Source organism: Paenibacillus sp. FSL L8-0502, from assembly GCF_038593055.1.
In the GTDB taxonomy this organism is placed as follows: Bacteria; Bacillota; Bacilli; order Paenibacillales; family Paenibacillaceae; genus Paenibacillus; species Paenibacillus polymyxa_D.
Genome location: NZ_CP151958.1, coordinates 1,209,264 through 1,235,254, shown reverse-complemented (window position 1 = coordinate 1,235,254; position 25,991 = coordinate 1,209,264). Strand labels below are relative to the sequence as shown.

The window sequence follows — 25,991 nt, the reverse complement described above, 5'->3', positions numbered from 1 at the left end:
TCCTTAGGAGCCTGGTGTCACAGGCTTATCAAATACATGGCTCTGCGTCCAATGCTGTCCACCATCCGAGGTAGTGTACATAACTGGGGCCTGCTCTGAGTCCGAAAAAATAGCCCAGCCTTCTTTGGCATTTGCCATCCCGATTTGCTGACCGCCATAACCGTCAAAGCCTTGCTTTCCATTGTTCCACGTCTTGCCGCCGTCAGTCGTCCAGCCAATCGTATTGGGCTTGTCGCACGGTGCGCAATAACCGCCCATCCATGCGGTACTGCTATTAACCGCATAGAGCATACCTGGTGCCGCCCCTTCATTTTTAGGAACCTGATTGTCTTGCTGGCTAATACCTGGTGCCGGGCCACCGCCAGCGGTGGCATTCGCCAGTACAGGACGCCAGCTTTGTCCACTATCGGCAGTATGCCAAAGCGAATACGACGTCTGATTCATCCCCGTATCTCCAAACAGCTCGATCCATGCGTTGCCACGTTCTACCGAACGAATAATGGCTCCATTTAGAGGCGCCTCCGTTGTCCGTGACATGACAGTAGTCCACTTTTGGCCCCCGTTAACGGTATGTAAAATCTGGAATGAACGGTCTGTGTCCTGCGTAACCGCCCAGCCGTTTTGCCGATCATGGTAATATGGCTGTCCTACCATGTGGCCAGGCACGGGGAGCGAAGACCAGCTTTGCCCGCCATCCTTCGTATATTGGTTGCCACTGAACCCTTCCTTGGATGATACAAAGTGTAAAAAGCCCGTTTGCCCTTGCTCAGGTACAGTCCCAACAACCTCCCAGCGTTTGCCGCCATCGCGAGTGGCCAGCAGCGATCCGCTGTCTGCCATAACAGCCCAGCCTTGCTGCCCGTTCAAGGCAAAAATCTGCTGAACCGTACCTTGACCCTGATATTGCACATTCCACGTCGATCCGACTGAACCGGATGCAGACGCGTCCGTTCGGGCAATCCAGCCATTTCCGCCGATCCAGCCGGATTGGCCGTCGATCAAACGCAACGCGGTAATATTGTCCATGCGGACTTTCGCTATAGTAGTGTCTGTGGTTGCTTGTCCTCCTGTTTTCGGTGTATCTACAGTCGCTCCCGAACCATTCGCTTGTGCCGAGACGGCACCCTTTTGCTCATTTTGAGCCGTTTGTCCTGTTTGCGAACTTGTTTGTGAGCCTGTTTCACACCCCGCTGTCACTATGGCTACGGCGAGTAAAAGCACCCAGACCGATGTTTTTTTCTTCATTTTCGTTCATCCCCTTATGTTGGTGATATACATGGCTGTGCGGGTATTGTATTCACAGCCATGTATATTCTATGTATTACCCTGCTGTCTTCGTTTCACTCTTAAGGTGAATATACGGAATGGACTGAATGCAAACCAGCGTTACAGGATTACGAGTTTACAGGAACAAAGCCGCCTTTTTCGATGGCCCGAGTTCCTTCTTCACTTTGCAGCCATTCGAGTAATCGTTGCATCGAAGGGCTTGGTTCCTCGCCTTCCCGTGTGACTACAAACAGTTGAGCTGTGAATGGATATTGCTTCGAGCGGATGTGCTCTTTGTTCGGCTCCACTCCATCAATAGACAAAAATTTGACCTCTTGACGATTATGCATCACATTTGCAAAATAATAAAATGAATAACCGAGCGCGTTGTGATCCTTGTTAAAATCTGCGACTGCATTAATCATACCACCCATAATGCCAATTTGTAGTTCACGTGGCGGGTCAGCCATTTCATGGCCTGCCATCACTTTCTTTTGCATATATGTCTGACTGCCTGAATTTTCTTCTCGCTGATAAGCAATGATCGGCTGATCCTTGCCCCCTACCTCATTCCAATTGCGGATAGCCCCTTCATATATACGGCGAACCTGCTCCGAAGAAAGTCCTCTAACCGGATTGTCTTGATGTACGAGGAAAATAAACGCATCCCACCCAATGGGTGTGAGCTTCATTTGTATTCCCCGACTTTTCGCCAGCCGCAGTTCCTCATCGGAAGGACCAGCCACCAGAATCAGATCCGCCTTCTTTTTGATCAAATTGACATATGCCTGATGGGTCGTGTTGAATCTCAGTTCGTGCGCTGCTCGCGCCTTGCTCATTCCGGTCAGTTCATGCAGCATATCCTGCGCAAACGGAATGGCCGCTGTAGCCCCGTCAACTACCGGAAAATCTCTCTCTGCAATGTATGGGCGTTGAGGAAGCATCAGTGTAATCGTCAGCACAATGACGAGCGCAGCAGATATCGCGGCAACAATCCATTGCCATCTATGATCCACCTTACCATTCTTGTCGGTTAGCGCTGGATAACGATTTACCCCAACTCCTACTACCATGCCAACTATCGGCAGCAGTGCAGCCAGTAGAAACCAGATTTCACCATGCTGTGTATATGGACCCAATACCTCTAACACAGGCTCCGCCCAAGCATGATAGAGTGAAAAGAGCCCCCACGCCCCTCCCGACACTTCAGCAGGTTGACCACCAGACCCTTGTATTCCTACAATCCACAACCACAGCCCACATAATAATGATAATAGCCCGGTCAGCATCAGCGAAAGCTTGCCCATGCTGGACATACGCGCACTCAAGGCACCATAAGCTGCAAAGATGAGACCGATAATCCATGCATATAGAAGCAGTATTACAATCACAGTTGTATCCGTTACACCTTCATGCCTCAGCAGAAGGTGCACTTGGGGTGCCACAACCATACTCCAAACTACATTAAACATGACTGAAAACAATCCAAACATAAACGTACCGCCCAACCATGGCCAAAACCATGCTATCCGCACAGACTCGTCCTTTTCCGGCTTGGTTATAACTTCCTTTGGATCAGACATGTACATCCCCCTTATAACTAATGAATGAAATGAGACTGTAAGCCATTGCTTCTTCATTGTACAATTATGGTAAAGATTAGTATACGAGAGGAGGATAAAAATGTCCTTATCCGATCTTCCTAGCGATGGATTACTCAAGCTGCGTATGGCAAAAAAGGCCTCCCCCACGGGAAAGGCCTTTTTGTCATCGAATCTTCTTTATATTGCTCTGGCATGGATCAAAAAACGGTGCTGCTTCACGTCCCAATAGCCATCACGTTTAATATCTAAATACAGACCATATAGCTGTTCTATATATTTCTCCGGCTGAAAGTCTGTAATCTGCCATTCGATTGCTTTTAAGTAATAGACAATCGCTCCAATATCGTAAAAGCGCTGTATCGGAAACTGTTCCTGCTGCTCTAAAATTTCGAAGCCATTGCTTTTCAAACCTGCAAGTGCTTGAGAAAGGGTCCAGTCCGCATACTCGTATTCAGGTGCTCCCAAACGGTCGTTGATGCCCGCACAATCCAGGCCCCCTACCTGTTGAGTCAAAAACGTCCCACCTGGTCGCAAAATACGCCGTACCTCCGTTGGCGAAAATGACTCATGCTTATTCAGCACGAGGTCGAACCCGGCATCGCCAAACGGAAGGGAATCGTCATCCTGTATAGCCATAACGCGCACACCCAGCGGCTCCAATCTTTCCTTGGCGATAGGAACATTCGGTGCATACGCTTCAGTCGCACATACGATCTCTGGAAAAGGGCGTAGCCGAGATAATAGCTCTCCCCCGCCTGTTCCCATATCCAGCATCGCCTTGGATGAATGAATAAACTTCATAGCCTTGCTGACATAAGACCATTCCAAGGGCTCGCTCGCCACACGTCCCGTATCCGAGATGAATGAAAAATCCCATCCGGAAAATGACTGCTTATAATTCTCCAAGAACTGTAGAAATTCACGATCTTCTGTATATTTCATATTATTTTTGCTCCTCCACCATTGAGCTGTACGTTATTGAACTCTTCTCTCTGTATGTTCTACGTTCTATCTCTCTGTGCATCTATTTTATGTCATCTCTAATGTGGAGGAGCTCTTGCCCGTCGATCAGGTTGTTATATGTCGTGTCCCAACCATCCCATGTTCATCTACCTCCGTCCATATGCCATCCAAACCAGATGCTGTCCCACTTAAGGAACTGTCGGTAATGCCTTCGCAAGCTCCGGTGTCATATCGTTCGGAGTAAAATAGCAATAGCGTGTATGGGGGTCTGAACTAAATAAAGGTTTGATCTTGACCTGAACCAGGTAAGTGCCTTTCGCCATATTTGGAGTATAGCTATAGGGTCTGCGCTTTTCCAGTACAGTGCTCCAGAGCTTCGGATCTTCAATCGTTATTGCTTTATGCTTCTGTTGGATGCTTTTAAATAGCTTATAGTCTTCAATATACTGATTGGATTGATAAGGTTCAAGCTCTTCAGCAATAATAGGAACAGCCCGTATCGAAAAAATATCCTTGGAATCAATGATCACCTTATCCGCATAACCTTTTTGCTCTAGCCAACCTGTAAGCTTGTGATAGGAAGCCGGCCATTCAAATGAAAATTCACGATGCCAGCTCGGTTCGTTATTGATAGAGGATGACTCTTTATTTGTAATAGAAACACTCCCCAATGGATATTTCTCTGATTGCATCTCGCTATAGCTCATATTTAATACTTCTTCTCTGAGTATATCTTCAAATTCACGAGTTTCTTTTGGATTGGTTAAAACCACTCGTCTTTCACTATCATCTACGGATTGGATATTAATCGTCTCTGCTTTTCCTTGCAGCTTATCCAGCCTGTATCTTACCGTTTTATAAGGCTCTGCTTCCATCACTTTAGTCAGTTCTGTCCGGAAAGGCTTCTCCGGGAATGTATAGCGGCGAGTCATGGTGGAACCATCATCCAAACGGTAGACTATGAATGCCGATTCGACGGCCAGGTTTTTGGACAACATTTTCTCGCCAGCTGCATGTGCACGTACGAGTTCTCGATGTAAATTCAGCACAGAGGTGATATAGGCCCTGTCTTGGGAGTAATACGCTTCTTTTTCTGCATCTCCCCCTAGAGGCTCCTCTCGCCCGACATAAACTTTTTCTACGGAGTGTGCTGTTGGAATCCGCCCCTCATAACCCAACCAACCTGAAACCGGGATATATAGTACCAGCCCCATGATCACACCGTACACGACCATTTCCACTAAAGCACGAACACGCATAATTTGCCACGTCTTGCGAATGACCATCTCTACAACGATATAGCCTAAAATAGCTCCAAGTGCATACCCAAAAATCGACCAATTAGCTCCTCTTGTACCTGCATTATTAAAATAATCGCCTAGTATAAGCATGGCGCATAGTATGACTCCTGCCTTGAACAAAGGCTGTAAGAAAGGAAATGCTATGGCCTGAGTCGCCTTTTCGACCAAGCGTTTACGATACAAACCATAACTCAAGGCGACAAACAGCAGAGAGATACCTAAATAGGCAAGTAACTCCATGTAGGAAAAGGCGCACTGTGGCAAGTTGTCCATAATGCGTACAAACGGCGATAAGTTTTCCCAAACATTATTATTGCTGCGAAACTCCCCACCATTAATATATTGAACAACGGTTTCTCGCACCCGCACATATCCGTATAAATTACGTTCTAGAAAACGCCCTATCATCATGAACAGAAACTGAGGCAATAGCAGCAAAACATACACTACTACGGTCTGTAGCAACGATTGTCCCACACAAATCCCTACAAACACAGTAAAAGTAAACAAGAAAATCGTAAGGACGGACACGACCAAAGCCCACGATCCAACATCATTAATTTGAAAAATATAAGGCAGTTCGACTGACGTGTTAACCCAAGCAGTTACTCCCGCAGTCAGCCATACAGGTACAAGTAAAAGAATAAGACCGCTAATTAAATGTGACGTTAATAGATGCTCTCTACGCAAAGGTAGGCTGTGATACAAATCGGATGGCCCCTGTCGCTGAACAAAACGAAGCAGCATCACACCTGCCAGCACCGGTACAGTCATTAAAATCAATTTTTGCAATTCATTACCCGAGTTTGTACTATCGAACAAGCTTTTTAAAACCACTCGTGGTTGTTCATCACCAATGCTCATAAACAATGACAGCGGTACTGTAAACAGTAATCCCGCCAAGTACAGTAGACCGATCCAGCCATGCTGTCTCAGGCATTGGCGAATTACGCCGCCGCTACAGAAGAATCGGTTGGATGTCATAACCTGCGTCCTCCATTTCATAAATGAAAATTTCTTCAAGCGTCAACGGCAGCAAATCGAACACATGCGGCTCGTACGCTTCAATCGTCTCCGCAATCCGCTCTCGCTCACCCCGGATAATAAGCAGCAGAACACTGCCCCTTCGCTCCTTATGTACGACCGAAAGTTGGCTACAGACAGCTTCCTCATGCATGCTGTCCCGAAAAGCAACCTGCACCTTATGCGTATCGGATTTGAGGTCATCGACCTCTTTTTCCAATAGCATCCGACCTTGGTGCATAATGCCGACATGATCACACATGTCTTCAATCTCACGCAAATTATGAGATGAGATCACGACGGTCATCTCACGTGCAGCGGTTTCTTGGAACAAGAGATTTTTGATCATTCTACGCATCACTGGGTCCAGACCATCAATGGGTTCATCCAAAACCAGCAGCTCAGGCATGCAGCTCAAGGCAAGCAAAAAAGCGGCTTGGCGCTTCATCCCTTTGGAAAAACGGTGAAGTTTGCGCTTCGGGTCCAGCTTGAAAATATCCGTAAGCTGTGTGTAGCGTTCCTCACTCCAACTTGGATAAATGGAGCGGTAAAACCGGGCCATCTGACGAATTGTCGCTTGCGGGAAAAAATAAGGGGTATCCGGTAAAAACAGAATGTGCTGCTTGACTTCAGGCTGCTCATACACTGGCTGACCACCGATTAGCACCTTGCCAGTATCCGGTCGGTAAATTCCGGCAATGATTTTGAGCAAGGTCGTTTTCCCTGCCCCGTTCGAGCCCAGCAGTCCAAAAATGGAGCCCTTCTTTACCGTAAGGGCAAGCTGATCGACAGCCTTTTCTTCTGTAAATGTCTTTGTGACTTCCCTTAATTCAATCAAGGGACATCCCCCTTTCCTTTGTTTGCATAGCTTCCACGTATATGTCGTCCACTTCCTGCTGTGTAAAACCGAAATGGACAGCTTCGATCATCTGTTTTAACAATGCCACCCGAATCTCATCCCGCTTCATTTGTTGCGGCTGCTGCTGGGTAGGCGTGACAAAGCTGCCTTTGCCCTGAACGGAATAGATATATCCTTCGCGTTCCAGCTCTCGATACGCCTTCTGAATCGTATTCGGATTCACCGTAAGTTGAGCGGACAATGCCCGTACAGAAGGCAATTGCTCATCCGGCTGAAGCGATCCGTACATGATCATTTCCTTGACCTTCTCCATAAGCTGTTCGTAGATCGGCTTACGGCTGCGGATATCCAGCTCGAACACATGGACTTCCTCCTTTCAACACTGGCTCAAATTCATTTATACATGTTCAACTGTCCTAACTGTACTATTATTAATAGTACAGTTAGGACAGTTTGTCAATCTTTTCTTTGAACATTTCTTACAAAAATAGCCGTGATGCATCCTGCATCACGGCTATGTCTTTTTAGCCTTCCTTTGAATCATAAGGCTGATCACGGCATATATTGGCAAGCGTTTGCCCTTCCGGCAGTTTAAGATCCAGCTGGAACCGGAATGTTGCTCCTTTGGCCTCGTCGCTATCCACACCAATGGAACCTCCCATTAGCTTGACCAGGTTTTTGCAGATGGACAAGCCTAGGCCTGTCCCTCCATATTTTCGGTTCAGTGCCGGATGAAGCTGGGAAAAAGGCTGAAACAATAGATGTTGGCGGTCTGCTGGAATACCGATTCCAGTATCAGTAACACTGAACTCAATCAGGCATCTATTTTTACGACGGCTGTAAGCCTTTCTCTCCACAAAGATATTTACACGCCCTCGCTCCGTAAATTTGATCGCATTGCTCACCAAATTCACTAGTACCTGTCGAATACGCACATGATCACCGACCAGCATCCCCGGCATTTCCTGATCCACATGCCATTCCAGCTCAATGCCTTTTTCCATAGCCTGCGTCATGAATAGGTCAGCCACACTGCCGACCACGTCATCTAGCACAAAGGATTCGTGCAGCAAAGACATTTTACCAGCTTCGATTTTGCTCAAATCCAGTATCTCGTTCAATATCTGCATTAAAGCACCACTGCTACTGGTAATAATGTCTATATAGCTACGCTGCTCCTCATCCAATTCAGTATCTGCGAGTAACCCTGCCATACCTATAATGCCGTTCATCGGTGTACGGAGCTCATGACTCATCACAGAGAGAAACTCTGACTTGGCCCGATCGGCGCGTTCAGCAGACTCCTTGGCCCGAATGATCTCCTTTTCATTCGTCCTGTCTACAAAAACCATCACAGCCCCTTTTCGCTCGCCATTATCCATCAAAGGGCTGATTCGATAGGAGGCCAGAAAGCTGGACCCGCCTTTTTTCCAAAATACTGCTTCCTCTGCCTGATAAGAGGCTCCACTTCGAATCGCTTGAAGAATAGAGGACTGTTCGTCCAGAAAATGACTGCCAATTTCGTCAGCATGGCGGATCATGTCTATGCATGCGCCATTCAGCGGTTTGGCCGATCCTACGCCGAACATCTCGACAGCTGCCGGGTTCATAAAGCGGACATGTCCTTCGTTACTTAAACCCACAATCCCTTCGGATACGGCATTTAAAATAAGCGAATGCTCATTACTGAGTTTTTCAATTTGAGCAATGTAGCTTTTGAGAGGGGTAACATTTTCTATAATCCCGTAGCAGCCTACAATTTCATCTTGTACGAAAATCGGAATATTCGTCATCTTGATGAATAGACGCTCCCCCTCCTTATGTATAAATTCCGATTCATAGGTTTGCGTCTCACCCTGCTGGGCCAGCTCCATGTGATGCTTGATTTTGTCCTGTTCCTCAGAGGAAGCCATGATAAGTATGTCAGCTCCAAGCAACTCATCCCTCGTATACCCCGTAAGCTCCTCCAAACTCGGATTCACGCTCAAGATATTCCCTTCCATATTCACGGCGCATATCCCGAGTGGATTATGCTGAAATAGTGACTTATAGCGGTTTTCACTTTCACGCAGACGTTGCTCCATTTCCCGGTGCTCTGTAACATCCTGAATCATCCCGACTATTTGAACAGGCATGCCTGCATGCTCGTCCATTTCAGCTTCCCAGATTGAACGCAGTACCTTTTGTTCCCCATTCGGCAATACAATTCGGTAAAAGGTCTCTTCGTGTATTCCCTTCAATATAACGTTGGTGATAATCTGTTTCATGCGCTCTGTATCTTCTGGATGAACAGCCGCCATGAACGCGTCAATACTTGTTTCAACCGGCTTGACACAATAGCCAAATATGCTGCGAAATTCCTTGGAAAAATGCATAACATTGTTGACCAGATCCCAGTCCCATGAGCCGAACATCGCCAACTGTTGAGCTTTTGCCAGGTTCTCCTCGCTCTTCTGGCGCTCTGTGATATTTCGTCCGATGGATAGAACTCGCTTGATTCTGCCCCGTTCATCCCGAATAATGCGGTACGATACTTCCAGCCACAAATAGTGCCCGTCCTTATGACGAACACGCCGCTTCATGATGCCTGTTTCCTTGAACATTCCATGTACACGCATGTAATCGGCATCTTCGACATGGTAAAATTGCAATCGTTTTTTCCCAAGCATCTCCTGTTTCGTATAGCCTAGGAGTTTTTCCACCGAAGGAGAGATATATTGGAGTATGCCGTCCGCCGTGCTATATGAGATAACATCCGGCGTATTTTCGGTAATCAGCATGTACAGATCCTCATTGTCCGAAAGCACCTGCTCCATGTCCTTTTTCTCCGTGATATCCATTGCATACGCAATCAAATATGATTGCTCGGTAGCCTCATCATCAAATATGGTTAATTCCAGCGATAGCCAGACGGATGTTCCCCGTTTATGTTTCAAACGTAGCTCTGTCTTATAGACTTGATCCGTAGCCTGTAGCCAACCTGCGTAAGCCTCCCTCAACCCTCGCTGATCCTGAGCCTCTTTATACAAGAGATGGTAATATCGGATATCCAGTAATTCCTCCTGCTCATATCCGACCATTTTGCAAAAGGCGGGATTGACGTACAGGCACTTCCCTTCCCTCGACAAAATCACGATTCCTGTCGGGGCATGATTATACATATGTTCCAGCAAAGGTAGTCGTCGAGCAGCAGAAAACACAATCAATCTCCTCCTTTGTAGTCTGGCAGTTTTATCCAATTGCACATATTATACCATGACGTGGGATTTTTATAGCGGTGAGTCCACCTCTAGATGAAAGCCCTTAAACATGTATGCACAAAAGATTGCCGATGCAGATTCATCGGCAATCTTTGAATTATTTTTTTATACCACCCGGCTAATTTATACCACCCGGCTAAGAAAATGACGCAAAAATCGCTCCGCATCGACTTCAAGTGCCACATCAACCGTAGTCAGTGCTTGAGCTTCGTTCTCATTTTGCATCTCACGGGTGCGACCAACCTCGGTGGAATCGCCCACCTCGACGGCAATGTGCATTGGACGCGTCTCCACAAAACTGGAGTCAATAGCCAACCCTACGGCTAAAGGGTCATGCAAAGCACAGCCTGCAATGCCAGGTCTGAAATTGCGATAGGCTTCCATATAAAAGTCTGTCATATCTGCCATAAACGCGCCCAGCTCGGTCCCTTGCTCACGCCATTTGTCCACATCCTGCTGGGGAAGCAGTGTCTGCATCGTGACGTCCAGCCCGACGAGCGTAAGCGAAAAGCCCGCTCCCAGCACATAGGCTGCGGCTTCTGGATCGGCGTAAATATTCGCTTCAGCCGTTGGAGTTACATTCCCTTTCACTGTGACCGCGCCGCCCATGATGATCAGGCGCTCAAGCAATTGGGGCAATTCGGGACAGCGATCCAATGCAATCGCAAGATTGGTCAGCGGTCCCACAGCTACCAGGGTAAGTTTGCCCTCATAGCGACGAGCCTGTCCGATTATAAAATCAGCGGCATCCCCAGACGCAGCCTGACGGGAGGGCGCTCCTTTCAACTGATTGCCAATACCGTCTTCACCGTGAATATGCCGAGAATAAGGTTTGAACAGCTCCCGAGCATACGGCTTGTGAGCCCCAGACACGACCGGAGCCTCTACCCCCAGTTTTTCCAGCAGAATCAGTGAGTTACGTGTTGCCTCCTCCACCGAGATATTGCCAAAGGTGGTTGTAATACCGAGTAGCTCCAATTCCGGCGAATGGACCGCGTACGCAATAGCAAGCGCGTCGTCAATGCCCGTATCTACATCTAAGATTAACTTTTTGCTCATGATGACCCTCCACAGTAGAAACAGCATTCTTTTTTTCATTATACACAATTTCAATGCTTATTCCCTTGGTCATCAAATTCTTTATTCGAAGACGTAAAAGAAGGCTACGACAGTTATGCCGTAGCCTTCTTTTACTACTTTTCAATCACTCAAGGGCACATGTTCTGGCCAAATCCTAAGGTTCGATTCCCCACACCAGCTTATCATTGTGGAACAACGTTACTTTGTTCCATTCTGCATAAGAGGTTTTAGTTGGATCAAAGGAATAATCATTGGATTCGTTCAGGTTAGACCAGTCGCTATTGTTCATGCGGATCTGAATATCACCTGTTTGCGCTCCAGCAGCAAGCGTGCCGGCAGCAGCACTGAAACCAATTTCAATATAGTTGTCTGTAATGGTACGCAGCACGTTATCATTGCCTACTTGCGCATAGTCTACTACGGATTGCAGCTCTTGGCTGCCATCCTTCGTAAAATAGTAACGTATTTTCAGCTCACTCAGCTTCACGGGTGTTGTGCCTTTATTTTTCAGGTTAAGGAAAGGCTTAACTGCGTTATTCGCTGGGTCGGTGTCCCCGGCCCGGTACATTACAACCAGATCACCCGCTGGTTCTGTTGGATCAGTCGGTGTACCTTTAGGTTCAGCACTTACCGTTGCAGAATCCTTACTTGTTCCTTTCGCATTCGTAGCACTTACAACATAGAAGTAAGTTGTTCCGTTCGTCAGTCCCTTATCTGTGTACTCTCTTTCTGTTACAAGAGGGGCAACGGCTGTAAAAGGACCTGCTTCGCTAGTGGCACGTTTTACCGTGTAGCTATCGGCACCAGTAGACGCACTCCAAGTCAGCGTCACTTGAGCATTACCAGCTACGGCCTTTAAGCCAGACGGTACAGCTGGAGCTGTAGGCGCTGGGTCCACACCACCAGTGGAAGGCACGATTGCAGGGTACGCATTTTGTACCAGCATCACAAACTGATCATGGAACCAAGCTCCTGAAATAGGTGCATTCGGCAAAGCATCTGTTAATGTGCCATCCTTGGTTGTATAGGTAGGATCACACATACGGTCAAAGCCTTTACCCTCATCGTTCGGAATGAGTGAGCTGGAACCATCGGAATCACCCGGAGGTTTCGCCCAGACATAGGCATCGATATGGCCAGCTGGAGCCGTTTGTGGCGGCGTTCCCATACCTGCTCCGCTGCTATTACACCAGTTACCACGGTGCGAACGTTTGTCCACACGACCTGAGTTTACATAGGAGTTAATATCATTGCCGACTGCGGAAGTCGGACGGTTAGGTCCTCCCCATCCATTACGGCCGGTATCAATTAACATGCCGAGCGAGCTTGGCCAGCCTGCATTGACAAAATCTCTATGCAAGGACTCAGCGAAATCCGATTCATCGAAATTAGGATTCCATTCGTAGAATTTGGATGATTTGATCGGCTGCCCGCCAATATTCAGGTTGGGATCAGGCAGATTCGGTTCTGTCAACGGTGAAGTATTGGCTGTATTCGTGATAAAGCCATCCACACTGGACAAACCTTTGCTAGTATCTTTGAAGATAGTTGTAAACAGAGATACCGTTGCTGTACGGTTGTTATCCCAACCTAACCAACCAGAGTGACCGATATCCACGTATTTGTACACATTCGGAATCTCGTTCAGCTTATTCATTGTGTATTTAACGCCAGCCTCATAAATTCCTGTAGATTTGGCTTGTCCACATTGGGGAGTATCCAGATTGGTTACCAGATTTGGCAAACTGTCCGGTTCAATGATCGCTACGATGCGAATATCCTTATATTTGGGATTCGCAAAAATAGAAGCGATTTTGTCAATATAATCCTTTTTGTACGTTTCCAGACCTGCCTGAGTCAACGGCAATTCACCATTGGAAGCCAAGGCATGACAATCTCGTCCGGGCAGATCATACACAATGAATTCCGCCGTAATCGGCATGTTGCCTTTCTTTTGCGCCAATACTTGGTCCAAATGCGCTTCCAGGCCAAGCTTGCCTCCACCGCCGTTAATAGCAGCGATACGATCAAGCCATACGGCTGTCGGGAACGTTTTGACCGTTTGCATTTTTGCTTTCAGATTGGCATCCGTAATTTTGGCAATCGATGTGTCGACACTAGCCGCATAATCAGGGTTAACATATTTTGTCGCTCCTTGGTAAGGATTATCGACATGGGATTCTGCATGTATTTTATCCGTAAATCCTGCACCTGGTAGAAAGCTGCTTGCGACGAGTGATAGCGCAAAAGCATACTTCATTCCTTTACGAAGCACTTGCTTTGTTTTCAATTGCTTCACCTATCTTTCCGTAGATTTTGTTAATCTTCCTATGTCGGCACCCGATTGTTATATGATTAAATGTGTGTTACGCCTACTCTCTTTCCACAAAAAAGTGGCGTTCATAGCTGTAAAAGGTAAGCGCTTTCTATTTGTTCATACGCTTACATTTTCCCCTTTTTGTCACCTCCTATGTTAGATTATAGTGAGCTGGAAATCTCCTGTAAATTGAATAAATTAAGGAGTACATTTATTAATTAGGCATATGAATTGCCACCCTAGTGGTTCATCACGGCCCCTCTTTTTCTGAAGTCGGTTTCTTCATTTGTTGAACATCCCTGCTATAACAAGCTTTCGGGAGATTTAGGATCGACGGCAAAAGAGCAAATTCATAAAAAGCAAGACCGTATTCTTTAATTTCCGTCAGCCTAAATCGACAATGATAAACTCCAGAACGCCAACTATGCCAAATCGTTATATCTATCGACAGCAAAAGGGTGTTTTCAGGCCCTCATGACCGTGAAAACACCCTTTTATTGTTGTGAAGTCAATCTCTGCCCTTGTTGTTCTACACTTTTTCGCGATCCTTGCCCTTGTCGGATTGTCCTGCATTTTTATTGGCGGCATCCCGATCCAGTTGCATTTCTTCAACCGTCTTCACCTTAAGTCGTGCTGCTCCCTCATAAGGCCGGGTTGGAATCAGATCGCCTGCAGCCAAACGTTGGCGCGCCTCGGCAATCGCTGCTCCGTATTGCGGCAGCCATGCTTCCTGTGCCACTAGCATCTCATCGACCATCTGCCAAATTTCTTTGGGATTACACACCGCGCCCACTAACGGGTCCATCATAAACGCTTGCCGAAGTAGCATGTCGTCACCATGTACAGCTGCTTCGACAGCCAAACGCTGGACGGAAATACTTACATTGCAGACGGCAGTAGGACCGAGCGGAAGGTCTCCTACATGTGGCATGGAGATACCATTCCGATCCACATATCCAGGCGCTTCAATAATCGCATCGTCCGGCAAATTGGAAATCACACCGTTATTAACGACATTAAAATGCCCCCGGTATACACGTCCGGTTTCCAGACCTTCGATAATGTATGAACCATGCTCTTCACCGCGATTTTCCGCCTTGTACTCCAATGGCTCTTCTTTCATCCAGTTAGGGAAATCTGTTTCAAACCAATTACGTCCTTCTGTACATACACGCAGATAGCCGCCTGTTTCTCCGTTGATCCAGCTGCCTAGATCAATCCAGTCCATAATTTCATTCGGACGCTTCCGGTACCAAGGTACATATTCACTTAGATGACCATTCGACTCTGTGCTGTAATAGCCAAAACGGCGAAGCATGTCGATGCGCACCTTTTCGGTACGGCTATATTCGGGATGTTTTTCAAAAGCCTCCAGCAGCCCGGCTGTCAGATCCTTGCCTTCATGTGACGCCTGAATGTACCACGTCTGGTGATTGATTCCGGCGCACACAATGTCCACATCCTGCTTCTCCAGACCATACACCTCGGCAATTTGGTGATGCCCATGCTGTACGCCGTGACATAGACCGATTGTACGCACACCGCTGTATTTATTACAGGCCCACGTCATCATTGCCATGGGGTTCGAGTAGTTCAGCAGCAATACATCCGGTGCACTTAGCTCGCGGATATCCTTGCAGATGGCCAGCATTTCAGCGATACCACGCTGACCGTACATAATCCCTCCTGCACACAGTGTATCACCCACGCATTGATCCACGCCATATTTCAGTGGAATATCCACATCGGTTGCAAAGCCCTCCAGCCCGCCAACCCGGATCGTACAAATGACGTATTTGGCATCCTTTAAAGCTATCTTACGGTCCGTAGAGGACTGTATTTGTATGGACAAACCATTCTCGCGAATATCCCGCTGGCACAGCTCAGTAACCATATCCAGATTGTGCTGACTGATATCCGTAAAAGCCACTTCAATATCATTAAATTCCGGCACCGATAACAGATCTCGCAAAATTCCACGGGTAAAACCGATGCTTCCTGCTCCAATAAAAGCTACTTTAAATGACACGGCATTCAACCTCCGGTAATTAGAATGGGTATATACCGTCATTGTAGCAATAGGCCTGTGGAAAGCGTTATCAAAATCATGACCAGTTTCGTATTTAGGTGTCAAAAATCCTAACTTTCGCGTGATCAGAGGGTTTCCCATTTCCATTTTGATCCATCCCGTTTCTCTCTTTCTATCTAGTGTTTTTTCAGTTCAATATGTACTTTAAGTGCGGTAAATGTAGTAACATAAAAGAAAACATTGGAGAGCAAGGAGCAGCCTAAGATGAACAAAAAGATTATCTTTTTAGATATAGATGGAACGCTAGTGAATGATGATGGTATGATTCCCGAATCTGCAAAAACAGCATGTATCGAAGCGAGAAAGAACGGACATCTGATTTATTTATGCACTGGCCGATCCAAAGCGGAGATTTATGATTTTATCATGGAGGTCGGTTTTGACGGGATCATCGGAGCTGGCGGGGGCTTTGTAGAAATCGAAGGTGAGATGTTATATCACCACAAAGTATCGGATGAAGATGTTAGACATATGGTCGATTACTTTGATGAACATGATTTGGACTTTTATTTGGAATCGAACGGGGGACTGTTTGCGAGTAAAAACTTTTTGCCCCATGTGGAACGGCTTATCTACGGAGATGTAGACAATGATCCCGTGGCCAGAGAAAAAAAAGAACAACGCCCGCATCCTTTTATCACCGGCCTAACTATAGGAGAGGACAACCTGTACCGTAGTGACGTGAACAAAGCATGTTTTTTGGAAAATAAAAATGTTCCTTTTGAACAAATCAAAAAGGAATTCGCAGGGAAATTTGAGGTTATTCAATGTACTGTATCTGCTTTCGGGCAAGACAGTGGTGAGCTAATGGTTCCCGGTATTCACAAAGCCGTAGCTATTGAAAAGCTTATTGAGCATTTGGGAAGATCCCAAGAAGACACCATTGCTATCGGAGACGGGATGAACGATGCTGAAATGATTGAATATTGTGCCCTAGGAATTGCCATGGGAAATGCCAAACCGGGCCTCAAAGCCATTGCAGATGACATTACGGATGCTGTGGATGAAGATGGACTGTTTCACAGCTTTAAAAAGCATGGTCTGATTTAGTGAGGTTATTTTTATATACTTAAGCCCCTGCAGCAGTTTCTGGACTTAAAAATGTCCTAATCCTACTGGTAGGGGCCTATCTCCAATGCTATCTTTCCACGGAATTCATTTAGTGCCTGCTCGACTTCCATCTCCTCAATAATCGCGCTTATGATGGCGATAGCTGCCTACGCTTCTTTGGCTACTGTATAATGAGTTAAGTCTCTAAATATTTACAAAGGAGCAAGACATGTCAAACCGTAAATGGACATTTATCCTTATCCCGGTCTTCCTGCTATTTGCCTGGCTGCTCTTTCAGTTCACTCTGTCTTCCTTTCAAATCCACCAATTTGCAGAACAATTGAAGACGGTTTCACCAAACGACGGGGGTTCCGATACAAAAGTGGTATTGATATCGCAAGAGCTAGACAATTATTACTGGCGGTCCATTGAACAAGGAGCCCGAAAAGAAGCGGAACAGTACGGTATGCGGCTCGATTATATCGGTCCAGACCGCATTAATCCGTCCGAGCAGATCAAACTGCTGGATAAAGCGATCGCTGCCAAGGCGGATGCAATTCTGGTTCAAGGGATAAATGATCCGGAGTATCGACGATTAATCGACAAAGCAGCCGGACTTGGCATACCTGTCATCGCGATCGATACGGACGAACCGGACTCCCGAAGGCTGGCTTACGTCGGAACGGATAACGAAGGAGCAGGAAAACAGATGGGCGCGCTATTAGCGAAAGCCTCTGGAGAGCGTGGCGACATTGGAGTTATGATCAGTAGCGAGCACGTCGAGAATCAGCGACTCAGGCTTGCCGGATTTCGCTCCGTGATCAGCCGCTATCCCAATCTCCACATTGTGGAGATTCGCTCCTCAAATATTTCACGGCTTCAGGCAGCCCAGCAAGCTCAAAACATGCTCGCCCGATATCCGCAGATCCGCTACATGGTCGGATTCAGTGCGCTGGACGGCCTTGGCATTCTGGAAGCCTCGGAACGGCGCGGAGCGCAGAACTTGCAGATTTTCGCTTTTGACGATATGGCTGAGACGTTGGAAGCGATCAAAGATCGCAAAATCGAACTGACCCTTGTTCAACAGCCAGAAGAAATGGGGGCTAAGGCCATAAAATTGCTGAATGATTATCTAAAGGGGAATGATCCCCAGCAATTAACATACACCAGGGTATATGAAGTGCATGCGGACACTCCCGACAACATGTCCGGAGATGACAGACGATGACGATCAGAACGAAGCTGCTTCTGTTCATCCCTCTTCTAGTTGTGTTCGCCAATATCATCGCTTATTTTGTATTCCAAAGCGGAAAGGTCGTACAACAGAGCTACGATGAAATGCTTGGCCGCATTCTCCTCATCGAGCAAACCTCCGAATCGGCGGAGAGCAACTTAAAGCTCCTATATGCCTATCTGCTTAATCCAAGGGACGATAAGGCTATGCAGGGTCCGACAGAATACCAATTAATGCAGTTGAAAGGCAAAATCCAAGAAGTCTCCGACTCGACCGACCCTTCCTTCGCCGAGGAGGACTACGTGAATTTGTTGACCACATTTCTTGAACAGAAACAAGCCGCAGTTCTGGATGCAAATACACAAGATCCTCAATCGGCTTTTGAACATTATATTGAAGCGGAGAAAACCGTCAGCTATATTCATGAGGAGGGACAGCGACTGATCGATGCTGAACTGGCCTATTACCGGCCGATCATCGAGAACATTCGGAACAAAAATGAGCGAATGAACGTTTTAGGAGTGGCATTGTTCGGCATGAACGCGCTGATGGGGGTTTTGCTTGCAATCTGGATCTCGCGCAGCATTACTGGCCCTGTCAGCAGACTTGTCGGACTGGCGAAGCGAATCGCTACAGGTGATCTGAATATCAAGCCCCCACCGCGACGGGATGACGAGCTAGGCGTACTGTCGGACGCCATTTCGCAAATGTCCGCCGATTTGAGTATCCTCATTGAGAAGGATAAACAGAGTCTGGAAATGCGGCGGCTTGTGAAGGAACTGGAGCTTCTGGCTCTGCAAAATCAAATTAATCCGCACTTTTTATTCAATACCTTAAATGTGCTCTCCAAGCTGGCGATCCTGGAAGGGGCGGAGAAAACCAGCGACCTGATCGTTTCGCTGTCCAATCTACTACGGTACAGTCTGCAGAAGCTGGACAAACCCGTAACTCTTCAGGAGGAACTGGATCATATTCGCGAATACGTGACCATTCAGCAGGCGCGCTTCCGGGACAGAATTCTCTTTAATCTGCACTTTGACGCTTCCGTTCTTCAGCAGCAAATTCCGGCCTTGACGATCCAGCCATTTATTGAAAACGCTTTTCTTCATGGTGTGGCAGATATGGAGGACGGAGCCATTATCACGTTGACGTTGTCGCGAGCGAACGAGGATGTACAAATTGAAATCTCAGACAACGGAAAGGGTATGACGGAGGAAACCCGACTGTCCGTGCTCCGTCTTGAAGGCAAAGTCGAAAGTGACAGTTCAACAGGACTTGGAATGCAAAATGTGTTTAGGCGGCTGCAGTTGTTCTACGGAAAAGAAGGAATGGTTGAAATCAGTAGCAGTACCGGACGAGGTACTACCATAACCATACGGATTCCAGTCAAGAAGGAGAGTGAGTAGACTGATGTATCGGTTGTTAATCGCGGATGACGAGGCTTTAGAGAGAGAAGGACTGGAATTGACAGTGGAACGGGCGATGCCGGGGATATTCCGGTTTATTCATGCCGGCAACGGTCGCATGGCGATTGAATGTGCGGAAGAGCACCGCCCCCATATTGCGATTCTGGATATCAATATGCCCGGAATCGACGGGCTTGCAGCGCTTCGTGAATTAAAGGAGCGGCTTCCCGATACCCGATTCGTGCTCGTCACTGCCTACGATTATTTTGCCTATGCCCAGAAGGCGCTCTCTTTGGGCGTAAAAGAATATATTTTGAAGCCGGCGAAGCGAGAACTGATCATCGGCACACTGAAACGACTGATTGAAGAAATTGAGTGCGAGAAGCGAGCACGTACGGAAGAATTGGAGCTTAGGCACAAAATCTCACAGCTGATGCCGCTCGCAGAAAATGAGCTGGCTTTAATGCTTATGGTCGACCAGACAGTGGATTCGAGCGCTTCCCAGCTAGCAGAATGGCTGGACTTTCCTCTTGATCAGGGAAGCGCCATCATTGCCGCCTTTGACGGATATACGGACGAGCAGGATAAAAAGAAAATTTACGAGCATTTCCGAAGCTATGTAAAAACACATGGCCCGAATGCCATTGTAAGCTCCCTGATCGACCATCATGTAGCCACTTTTTTATGCAAGCCGCCTGCCACCAGCGAAAACGACTGGCGCCAGTTGGTTAAACACCTCGTTCAGCAGCTCTCCGAGCTTGCCCACCAGCAACTTGGCATTAAGACGGCCATTGGAATCGGATCGCTGCATAGCGGCGAGGAAGGACTTCGCAAGTCCTATTTCGAAGCCGTTTTTGCCTCCACCCTACGCAAGCGGGATGGAGGTTACTGCCACTTTGACGAACTGAAGTCGTCAGAGGCTGGAAACGCTTCTGTGCTTGCCGTCAAAGCGGAGAATGGAATGCTTCAGCAGACGTACGTCATGTCAGCACTGCAACGGATACGCGAACAGCGGGAGGTTCAAACACTGACTATGCTGGGCAGAGCGAAAATGTATATCGAGGAACGATTCAACGATGAGCTTTCGCTGGAAGAAGTGGCTGATTTTGTCCATTTGAATCCCCACTACTTCAGTAAAATTTTCAAACAGGAATACGGAGAGACGTTCATCGACTTCGTAACCCGGCTACGGATTGATAAAGCTATTTCTCTGATCAAGGAGGGTAACCTTGCTCTGAAAGAAATCAGCTTTGAAGTGGGTTATAAGGACCCAAACTATTTTAGCCGTGTCTTTAAGAAGATAACGGGGGTTCCTCCCACTGAGTTCAAAAGCCAAAAATAGTAGAAATTCATCCATGCCGACCATCGGCATGGATTTTTTTAAGCTCGAATGACAAGGTAATGCTAGATTTGGCTCCTCCGTCTCCAATTCGAGAACCGAAGCCAAAATCGTGCGTGAAAAGGTCCGTTTATTGAAGACGATAACCGGCCTTTCTTTTATAAGCGCATGTTATACTTCTCCTCGAAGAACGGAATGAGGTTCTAGGAATCTGGAGGGGAGATGATTATATGGGAGTAATCATTCATAATGAAAGCGCTCAACAGAAAGCGCTTCAATCAGAAAAACCCAATATGCTTTTCGTGACGCTGGTATCCATCGTAGCTGCGCTTGGAGGGATATTGTTCGGTTTTGATATCGCGGTCGTTTCGGGAGCAGTTGAATTCCTACAGCAGCGTTTTTCGCTGAGCGAATTTCAGGTTGGTTGGGCGGTGTCGAGTCTGATTGTAGGGAGTATCACGGGAGCGGCTCTCTCCGGCTACATGAGTGAAAGGATCGGTAGAAAAAAGGTATTACTGGCCGCCGGATTTTTATTCGTCGTCGGCTCGATCTGCTCTGCGCTTCAAGACTCGTTCACCGGGTATGTTATCTTTCGCATGATCGGCGGCATTGGCATAGGCATCACTTCCACCGTTTGTCCGGTGTACAATGCGGAGATCGCTCCTGCCAAATACCGCGGCCGTTTGGTTGCTTTAAATCAGCTGGCGATCGTAACGGGCATTTTCCTGGTTTATTTTCAGAATTCGTGGATCGTCAGCCTGGGGGATGAAGCCTGGGGTGTCTCAACAGCCTGGCGCTGGATGTTCGGAGTGGGAGCTGTTCCAGGACTGATCTTTATGCTCTTGATGCTCTTCATACCCGAAAGCCCGAGATGGCTTATTAAACAGAATCGGCCTTATGAAGCGTTGCCGATATTGCTGAAAATTCACGGTGAAGAAGCCGCTAAGCAGGAAGTGCTTGATATCAAGGAATCATTCAAAAATGAGAACAACTCATTGAAACAATTGTTTGCTCCCGGTATTCGGGTCGCTCTCTTTATCGGTGTCATGCTCGCCATTATGCAGCATATTACCGGCATCAATGCCATTTTGTACTACGCGCCGGTTATCTTTAAAGGAATGGGACTCGGTACAGACGCTTCTTTGACCCAGACCATCTGGATCGGGTTGATCAATGTGTTGTTTACCATCGTGTCTGTATGGCTGATCGACAAAGCGGGACGAAAAATCCTGCTGATAATCGGCACCTCGTTGATGACCTGCTGTTTGGTCATTATTGGAGCCGCATTCAAAATGGGTTTGACCACCGGACCGCTCGTACTCATCATGATATTGATCTACGTGGCCTCCTACGCTATATCGCTTGGGCCAATCGTATGGGTCATGATCTCTGAGATCTTTCCGAACCGCATTCGCGGCAAAGCTGTAGCCATCGCTTCGATGGCACTATGGGCCGGTGATTATCTGGTATCGCAGGCATTCCCTCCTCTGCTGAGTTCAGCCGGTCCGTCCAATACCTTCTGGTTATTCGGAGCCATCTCGTTATTCGTCGTAGTCTTTATATGGCGCAAGGTTCCCGAAACCAAGGGGAGATCACTTGAACAGATGGAAAATATGTGGCTTGGGAAATGACCCAACTTTAGCTCTCAAGAAGCCCCGACACATGTTATAATGCTTTAAAATACACGCCCTCTGAGTCATACCGACCTAAATCGGCAATGGTTCAGAGGCTTTTTATTGCTCATTTATAATTTACCCTCCCGTTTCTCCTTAAATCGCTTGAAATTATGAATGGGCTGTTTTTGATTAATGGATAGCGGCAGCGTATCGTTGACTAACGCCGCCTGATAAGCCTGAATTGACATCAGCGGCGGCTCCGGAACGGGCTCCAGATCTACTACGAAAACAGGGCGTTTCGTAAGTTCATCCAGCTTAACTCGGGATGCACGAATATCCGTCTCGCCATCCATCACCATACTACTGCTGCCTCTTTGCAAATAGATGACCTCGCCTGCCGTAATGTCCAATGTGTTCTCATAGCATTATTTAGAGGATAAAATCCAAGCTTCAGATGTTTGACGCTCTAAATCATCAATCCATTAAAGTCCTTGCTGACCGCATCAGGCCGTCTTTCTGATCTGCTACATCCCTCAAATGTTCCGCCTAATTCAGTAACTGTTTAATTTCAGCTCTTACTTGAAAGTCTATACGTCCTGAGCGCTGCAACTCTGCCGCCTGTTCGGGCAATTCCTTGGCTTGCTGGCAGTAACCGCGAATTTCATTAATAAGCTGTTCGTATGTTTTATGTGCCTATGTAAGCAGCCTCATCTGATGAATGAATTGTTCACGTTTTGTCATTTAGTTCAGTACCTCAGCTCATTTTCTGCATGCAAAAAAGCTCACTCCTACTCATGGTTCAAGTTGGAAAGAGCTTTTGAAAGTTTATTAAGTTGTTTGTTGATTGTATTGTACGTTCTTGTTGTTGACAATATTACAATACAATTATAATAAAATATATCTATAACCAAACAATGTGATCCTATTTATTACCCTTGTTCCGTTTTGTTAAACCCAACCTGTCTAATATATCGCTTTTATTAACATTTAATCGCACATGGTAGTCTCCAGATGGACATATAATACTTGGATGCATACCACTTTCTGCTTTTTGATAAAGAAGGATTTTCCCACAATTTGGACAGGGAACTTTTTCACCATTCAAGACCTTTCTATCAATATCATTCTTATCTTTATTATTGTTATCCATATTTTCCTCCTTAAAGTCAACGATACGGTAAATTCGAATAAAGAAGTTTCACTTCTTTGAGGATAGCACGAATTTCACTATATGAAAGATCTTCTTTTATATGCTTTGCTTCTCTTAAAAACGCAATAACCTCTTCGCGTTGAGTATAAGTAGGATTTTTTAATGAATTATGTGTAACTTCATGGATAATTGTTTGAGTAGTCCTAGTAACAGACTCTGTTCCTTTTATATATATTCTTATAGTGTTTGTATTGACATTTGCAAATCCCAAGATTTGATTTCCAAAGTCATCTAAAGGAATTTCACCATAATCCAGTTTGATTTTTATATTATTCCGTTTTATTAAGTCTACTGTTTCTTTTCCTACATTTGACTTATTCAGTTCTCGATACAAATTTTTAGGTGCGATCCTCTGCCCATTTGGGGCAAAGGTATCTTCTTTGAATAGGTCAGTTGGTTTAGCATAACAAGTTCCCTAAGTCCCAATTTTCCCAGACTGTTGTTTCACTGAGACACTATTGGAAGATATTTTCACGGAGATTTGTTGTTTTCCCACCTGTGAGAAATATTGTTTGAATTCTGCTATGCTAGGGCCACCACCTTCGCCCCGTCCATCGAACACACAAGGACCTTCAGTCAGGTTAGTTAATGACATCCACCTTTGCTCTACTTAGATATGCCTTCTTTATTCGATAAAATCAAAAAATCCCCCGGATAGCTATTTTTCTAGTCACATTGACAGGAGCTACTTATCCATCTTCTAATTCCCGATTCCCTCTTTTCCTTGTTATATTTTTCAAATTCAATATATACCTAATATAAACATATTAGTAACATAAGAGAAAACATTCGAGAGCATAGAACACCTGAGATGAACAAAAAGATCATCTTTTTAGATATAGAATAGATGGAACACTGGTGGATGACGACAGCATGATTCCCGAATCTGCGAAAACAGCATGTATCCAGTCCATAAAGAACGAGCAGCTCATTTATTTATACACAGGCCGATCCAAAGCGGAGATTTATGATTTTAACATGGAGGTTGGTTTCGACGGGATCATTGGCGCTGGCGGGGACTTTTTAGAAACGGAAGGCAAAATGCTATATCATCACAAAGTATCGGATGAAGATGTAAAGCATATGATCGACTACTTTGATCTGCATGGAATGGACTTTTATTTGGAATCGAACGGGGGACTCGTTGCGAGTAAAAACTTTTTCCCCCATGTGGAGCGGCTTATCTATGGGTGATGTGGACAATGTTCCCGCAGCCAGATAGAAAGGAAGAGCGTTCGCATCCTTTTATCACTGGCCTAATTGTAGGAGAAGACAATCTGTATCGTAGAGATTTGAACAAGGAGTGTTTTTGGAAATCCTTTTGAACAAAAAAAAGAATTTCAGGGGAATTTTGCAGTTATTCAATATACCATATCTGCTCTCGGCAAGGACAGCGGGTCATGGTTCCCGGTATTCACAAAGCCGTCGCCAGTGAGAAGCTTATTCAGCATCTGGGAATGTCCAGGGAAGATACGATGCGACTATTGTTCTTGTCTATCAGCATGGAACCAGGGCAAAAGGGGGGAGTATTTCCTATGGATGGACCCGAGGCGAACTGCCCCCTAAAATTCGTTGCCCATTGAAATATGCTCTAAAACCCGTTCCCAGATGCCAGCGATTTTCCAGCGGCGGAACCAGGTGTATAACGAGGACCAGGAAGGATAATAGTCTAGCATATTGTGCCATGGCATTCCTGTGCGGGTGACTCACGATATCGCTTTGAGCATCACCCGATTGTCTGTTTCAGGTCGCTCTGTGTTTTTTCATTCCGGTGGTAACGCGTCTTTAATCTTTTCTCACTGATCATCTTAGATTTCGATCGTCTTTTCATATTACTAATTATTCATAAATCAACATTTTTTTCAGTTTGAATATATTTATTCTCATTAGGGGCTTTTGGACACTTTAAACACCTATATAAACCCTATTATTTTATTCGAATTCAAGGAATTCAACTTGTCTAAAATACTGCTTTGAACGGAGGATGACCTGTCTCTTGATTTTGTAATATGCTAGGTTTGCGGAATCTTAAGCTTGTTTGAATTTTAAAAATTGCTACATCATCTTTTATCTCTTCAAAAGAAATATTCAACCAAATCGGTACTAAAGGAATTAAACCAGTAAGTAGTTTTATAACTTCTTCTAATTCTAGATACCTCCCATTAGTATTCTCTTTACTCAGAAGTGTTAATTTGATCCATTCATCTGTTGAATTTAAGTTTTTGCTACGCTCCTCCACAGGTTCAACAATAAACCTAATCTCCTGATTTATTAATTCTTTTTGTATTCTGATTTCATCAACAGTCTTTAATAAGTTTTCTCTAAAAAGTTGCTTATTCATTTGTGTTATATTTTCCAATTTAACATACTCCTA

Annotated in this window: 20 protein-coding genes; 6 read left to right on the top strand and 14 right to left on the bottom strand. The window is 46.0% G+C overall.

The window, feature by feature from the left end; translation table 11 throughout:
- Window positions 1–3 precede the first annotated feature (3 nt).
- The 10 genes from NSQ57_RS05490 to NSQ57_RS05445 all read right to left on the bottom strand — a co-directional run bounded on the left by NSQ57_RS05490 (window position 4) and on the right by NSQ57_RS05445 (window position 15,702).
- Window positions 4–1,245 (bottom strand): hypothetical protein, encoded by a 1,242-nt coding sequence (locus NSQ57_RS05490; protein ID WP_342425748.1) that lies wholly within the window; start codon window positions 1,243–1,245, stop codon window positions 4–6.
- A 149-nt stretch (window positions 1,246–1,394) separates the two neighbouring features.
- Window positions 1,395–2,849 carry a substrate-binding domain-containing protein gene (locus NSQ57_RS05485; RefSeq protein ID WP_342425747.1) on the bottom strand — a complete coding sequence of 485 codons (1,455 nt, stop codon included), beginning with the start codon at window positions 2,847–2,849 and terminating at the stop codon, window positions 1,395–1,397.
- Window positions 2,850–3,047: 198 nt separating this feature from the next.
- Window positions 3,048–3,812 carry a class I SAM-dependent methyltransferase gene (locus NSQ57_RS05480; RefSeq protein WP_342425746.1) on the bottom strand — a complete coding sequence of 255 codons (765 nt, stop codon included), beginning with the start codon at window positions 3,810–3,812 and terminating at the stop codon, window positions 3,048–3,050.
- 209 nt (window positions 3,813–4,021) lie between these two features.
- Window positions 4,022–6,118: a DUF6449 domain-containing protein gene (locus NSQ57_RS05475; protein WP_029516089.1), complete on the bottom strand. Its 2,097-nt coding sequence runs from the start codon at window positions 6,116–6,118 to the stop codon at window positions 4,022–4,024.
- Window positions 6,093–6,995, bottom strand: a complete 903-nt coding sequence (locus NSQ57_RS05470; RefSeq protein WP_029516088.1) for an ABC transporter ATP-binding protein — start codon at window positions 6,993–6,995, stop codon at window positions 6,093–6,095. Before NSQ57_RS05470 ends, NSQ57_RS05475 begins: the two co-directional genes overlap by 26 nt.
- The gene (locus NSQ57_RS05465; protein WP_029516087.1) at window positions 6,988–7,377 is read right to left on the bottom strand and encodes a GntR family transcriptional regulator; all 390 of its coding nucleotides are present in this window, start codon (window positions 7,375–7,377) and stop codon (window positions 6,988–6,990) included. Before NSQ57_RS05465 ends, NSQ57_RS05470 begins: the two co-directional genes overlap by 8 nt.
- A 163-nt stretch (window positions 7,378–7,540) precedes the next feature.
- Entirely contained in the window at window positions 7,541–10,216 is a 2,676-nt protein-coding gene (locus NSQ57_RS05460) for a PAS domain S-box protein (RefSeq protein WP_342425745.1), read from the bottom strand.
- A 183-nt stretch (window positions 10,217–10,399) separates the two neighbouring features.
- Window positions 10,400–11,335, bottom strand: coding sequence for a nucleoside hydrolase (locus NSQ57_RS05455; RefSeq protein ID WP_165144455.1), 936 nt, complete (start codon window positions 11,333–11,335; stop codon window positions 10,400–10,402).
- Between the two features lie 175 nt (window positions 11,336–11,510).
- Window positions 11,511–13,655: a glycoside hydrolase family 6 protein gene (locus NSQ57_RS05450; RefSeq protein WP_165144453.1), complete on the bottom strand. Its 2,145-nt coding sequence runs from the start codon at window positions 13,653–13,655 to the stop codon at window positions 11,511–11,513.
- A gap of 547 nt (window positions 13,656–14,202) precedes the next feature.
- Window positions 14,203–15,702, bottom strand: coding sequence for an alpha-glucosidase/alpha-galactosidase (locus tag NSQ57_RS05445; protein ID WP_342425744.1), 1,500 nt, complete (start codon window positions 15,700–15,702; stop codon window positions 14,203–14,205).
- A 264-nt stretch (window positions 15,703–15,966) separates the two neighbouring features.
- On the opposite strand from NSQ57_RS05445, the gene NSQ57_RS05440 reads away from it, so the two are divergent.
- From NSQ57_RS05440 to NSQ57_RS05420, 5 genes are all read left to right on the top strand, one after another.
- Entirely contained in the window at window positions 15,967–16,812 is an 846-nt protein-coding gene (locus tag NSQ57_RS05440; RefSeq protein ID WP_069010348.1) for a Cof-type HAD-IIB family hydrolase, read from the top strand.
- A gap of 229 nt (window positions 16,813–17,041) precedes the next feature.
- On the top strand, window positions 17,042–18,040 hold the full coding sequence (locus NSQ57_RS05435) for a substrate-binding domain-containing protein (protein WP_340884553.1): 999 nt from the start codon (window positions 17,042–17,044) through the stop codon (window positions 18,038–18,040).
- Window positions 18,037–19,452 (top strand): sensor histidine kinase, encoded by a 1,416-nt coding sequence (locus NSQ57_RS05430; RefSeq protein WP_340954507.1) that lies wholly within the window; start codon window positions 18,037–18,039, stop codon window positions 19,450–19,452. The genes NSQ57_RS05435 and NSQ57_RS05430 overlap by 4 nt, the downstream gene beginning before the upstream one ends.
- A gap of 4 nt (window positions 19,453–19,456) precedes the next feature.
- Entirely contained in the window at window positions 19,457–20,794 is a 1,338-nt protein-coding gene (locus NSQ57_RS05425; protein ID WP_342425743.1) for a helix-turn-helix domain-containing protein, read from the top strand.
- 227 nt (window positions 20,795–21,021) lie between these two features.
- On the top strand, window positions 21,022–22,422 hold the full coding sequence (locus tag NSQ57_RS05420) for a sugar porter family MFS transporter (RefSeq protein WP_029516079.1): 1,401 nt from the start codon (window positions 21,022–21,024) through the stop codon (window positions 22,420–22,422).
- A gap of 113 nt (window positions 22,423–22,535) precedes the next feature.
- Here the strand turns inward: NSQ57_RS05420 and NSQ57_RS05415 are convergent, their stop codons facing one another.
- From NSQ57_RS05415 to NSQ57_RS05405, 3 genes are all read right to left on the bottom strand, one after another.
- On the bottom strand, window positions 22,536–22,817 hold the full coding sequence (locus tag NSQ57_RS05415; protein ID WP_322251221.1) for a hypothetical protein: 282 nt from the start codon (window positions 22,815–22,817) through the stop codon (window positions 22,536–22,538).
- Between the two features lie 512 nt (window positions 22,818–23,329).
- Window positions 23,330–23,557 carry a hypothetical protein gene (locus NSQ57_RS05410; protein ID WP_318627042.1) on the bottom strand — a complete coding sequence of 76 codons (228 nt, stop codon included), beginning with the start codon at window positions 23,555–23,557 and terminating at the stop codon, window positions 23,330–23,332.
- A gap of 16 nt (window positions 23,558–23,573) precedes the next feature.
- Window positions 23,574–23,951: a hypothetical protein gene (locus tag NSQ57_RS05405; RefSeq protein WP_342425742.1), complete on the bottom strand. Its 378-nt coding sequence runs from the start codon at window positions 23,949–23,951 to the stop codon at window positions 23,574–23,576.
- Between the two features lie 524 nt (window positions 23,952–24,475).
- Between NSQ57_RS05405 and NSQ57_RS05400 the strand changes: the two genes are divergently transcribed.
- On the top strand, window positions 24,476–24,811 hold the full coding sequence (locus tag NSQ57_RS05400; RefSeq protein WP_342425741.1) for an HAD hydrolase family protein: 336 nt from the start codon (window positions 24,476–24,478) through the stop codon (window positions 24,809–24,811).
- Window positions 24,812–25,577: 766 nt separating this feature from the next.
- Here the strand turns inward: NSQ57_RS05400 and NSQ57_RS05395 are convergent.
- Window positions 25,578–25,976 carry a hypothetical protein gene (locus NSQ57_RS05395; protein WP_264454097.1) on the bottom strand — a complete coding sequence of 133 codons (399 nt, stop codon included), beginning with the start codon at window positions 25,974–25,976 and terminating at the stop codon, window positions 25,578–25,580.
- Window positions 25,977–25,991 lie beyond the last annotated feature (15 nt).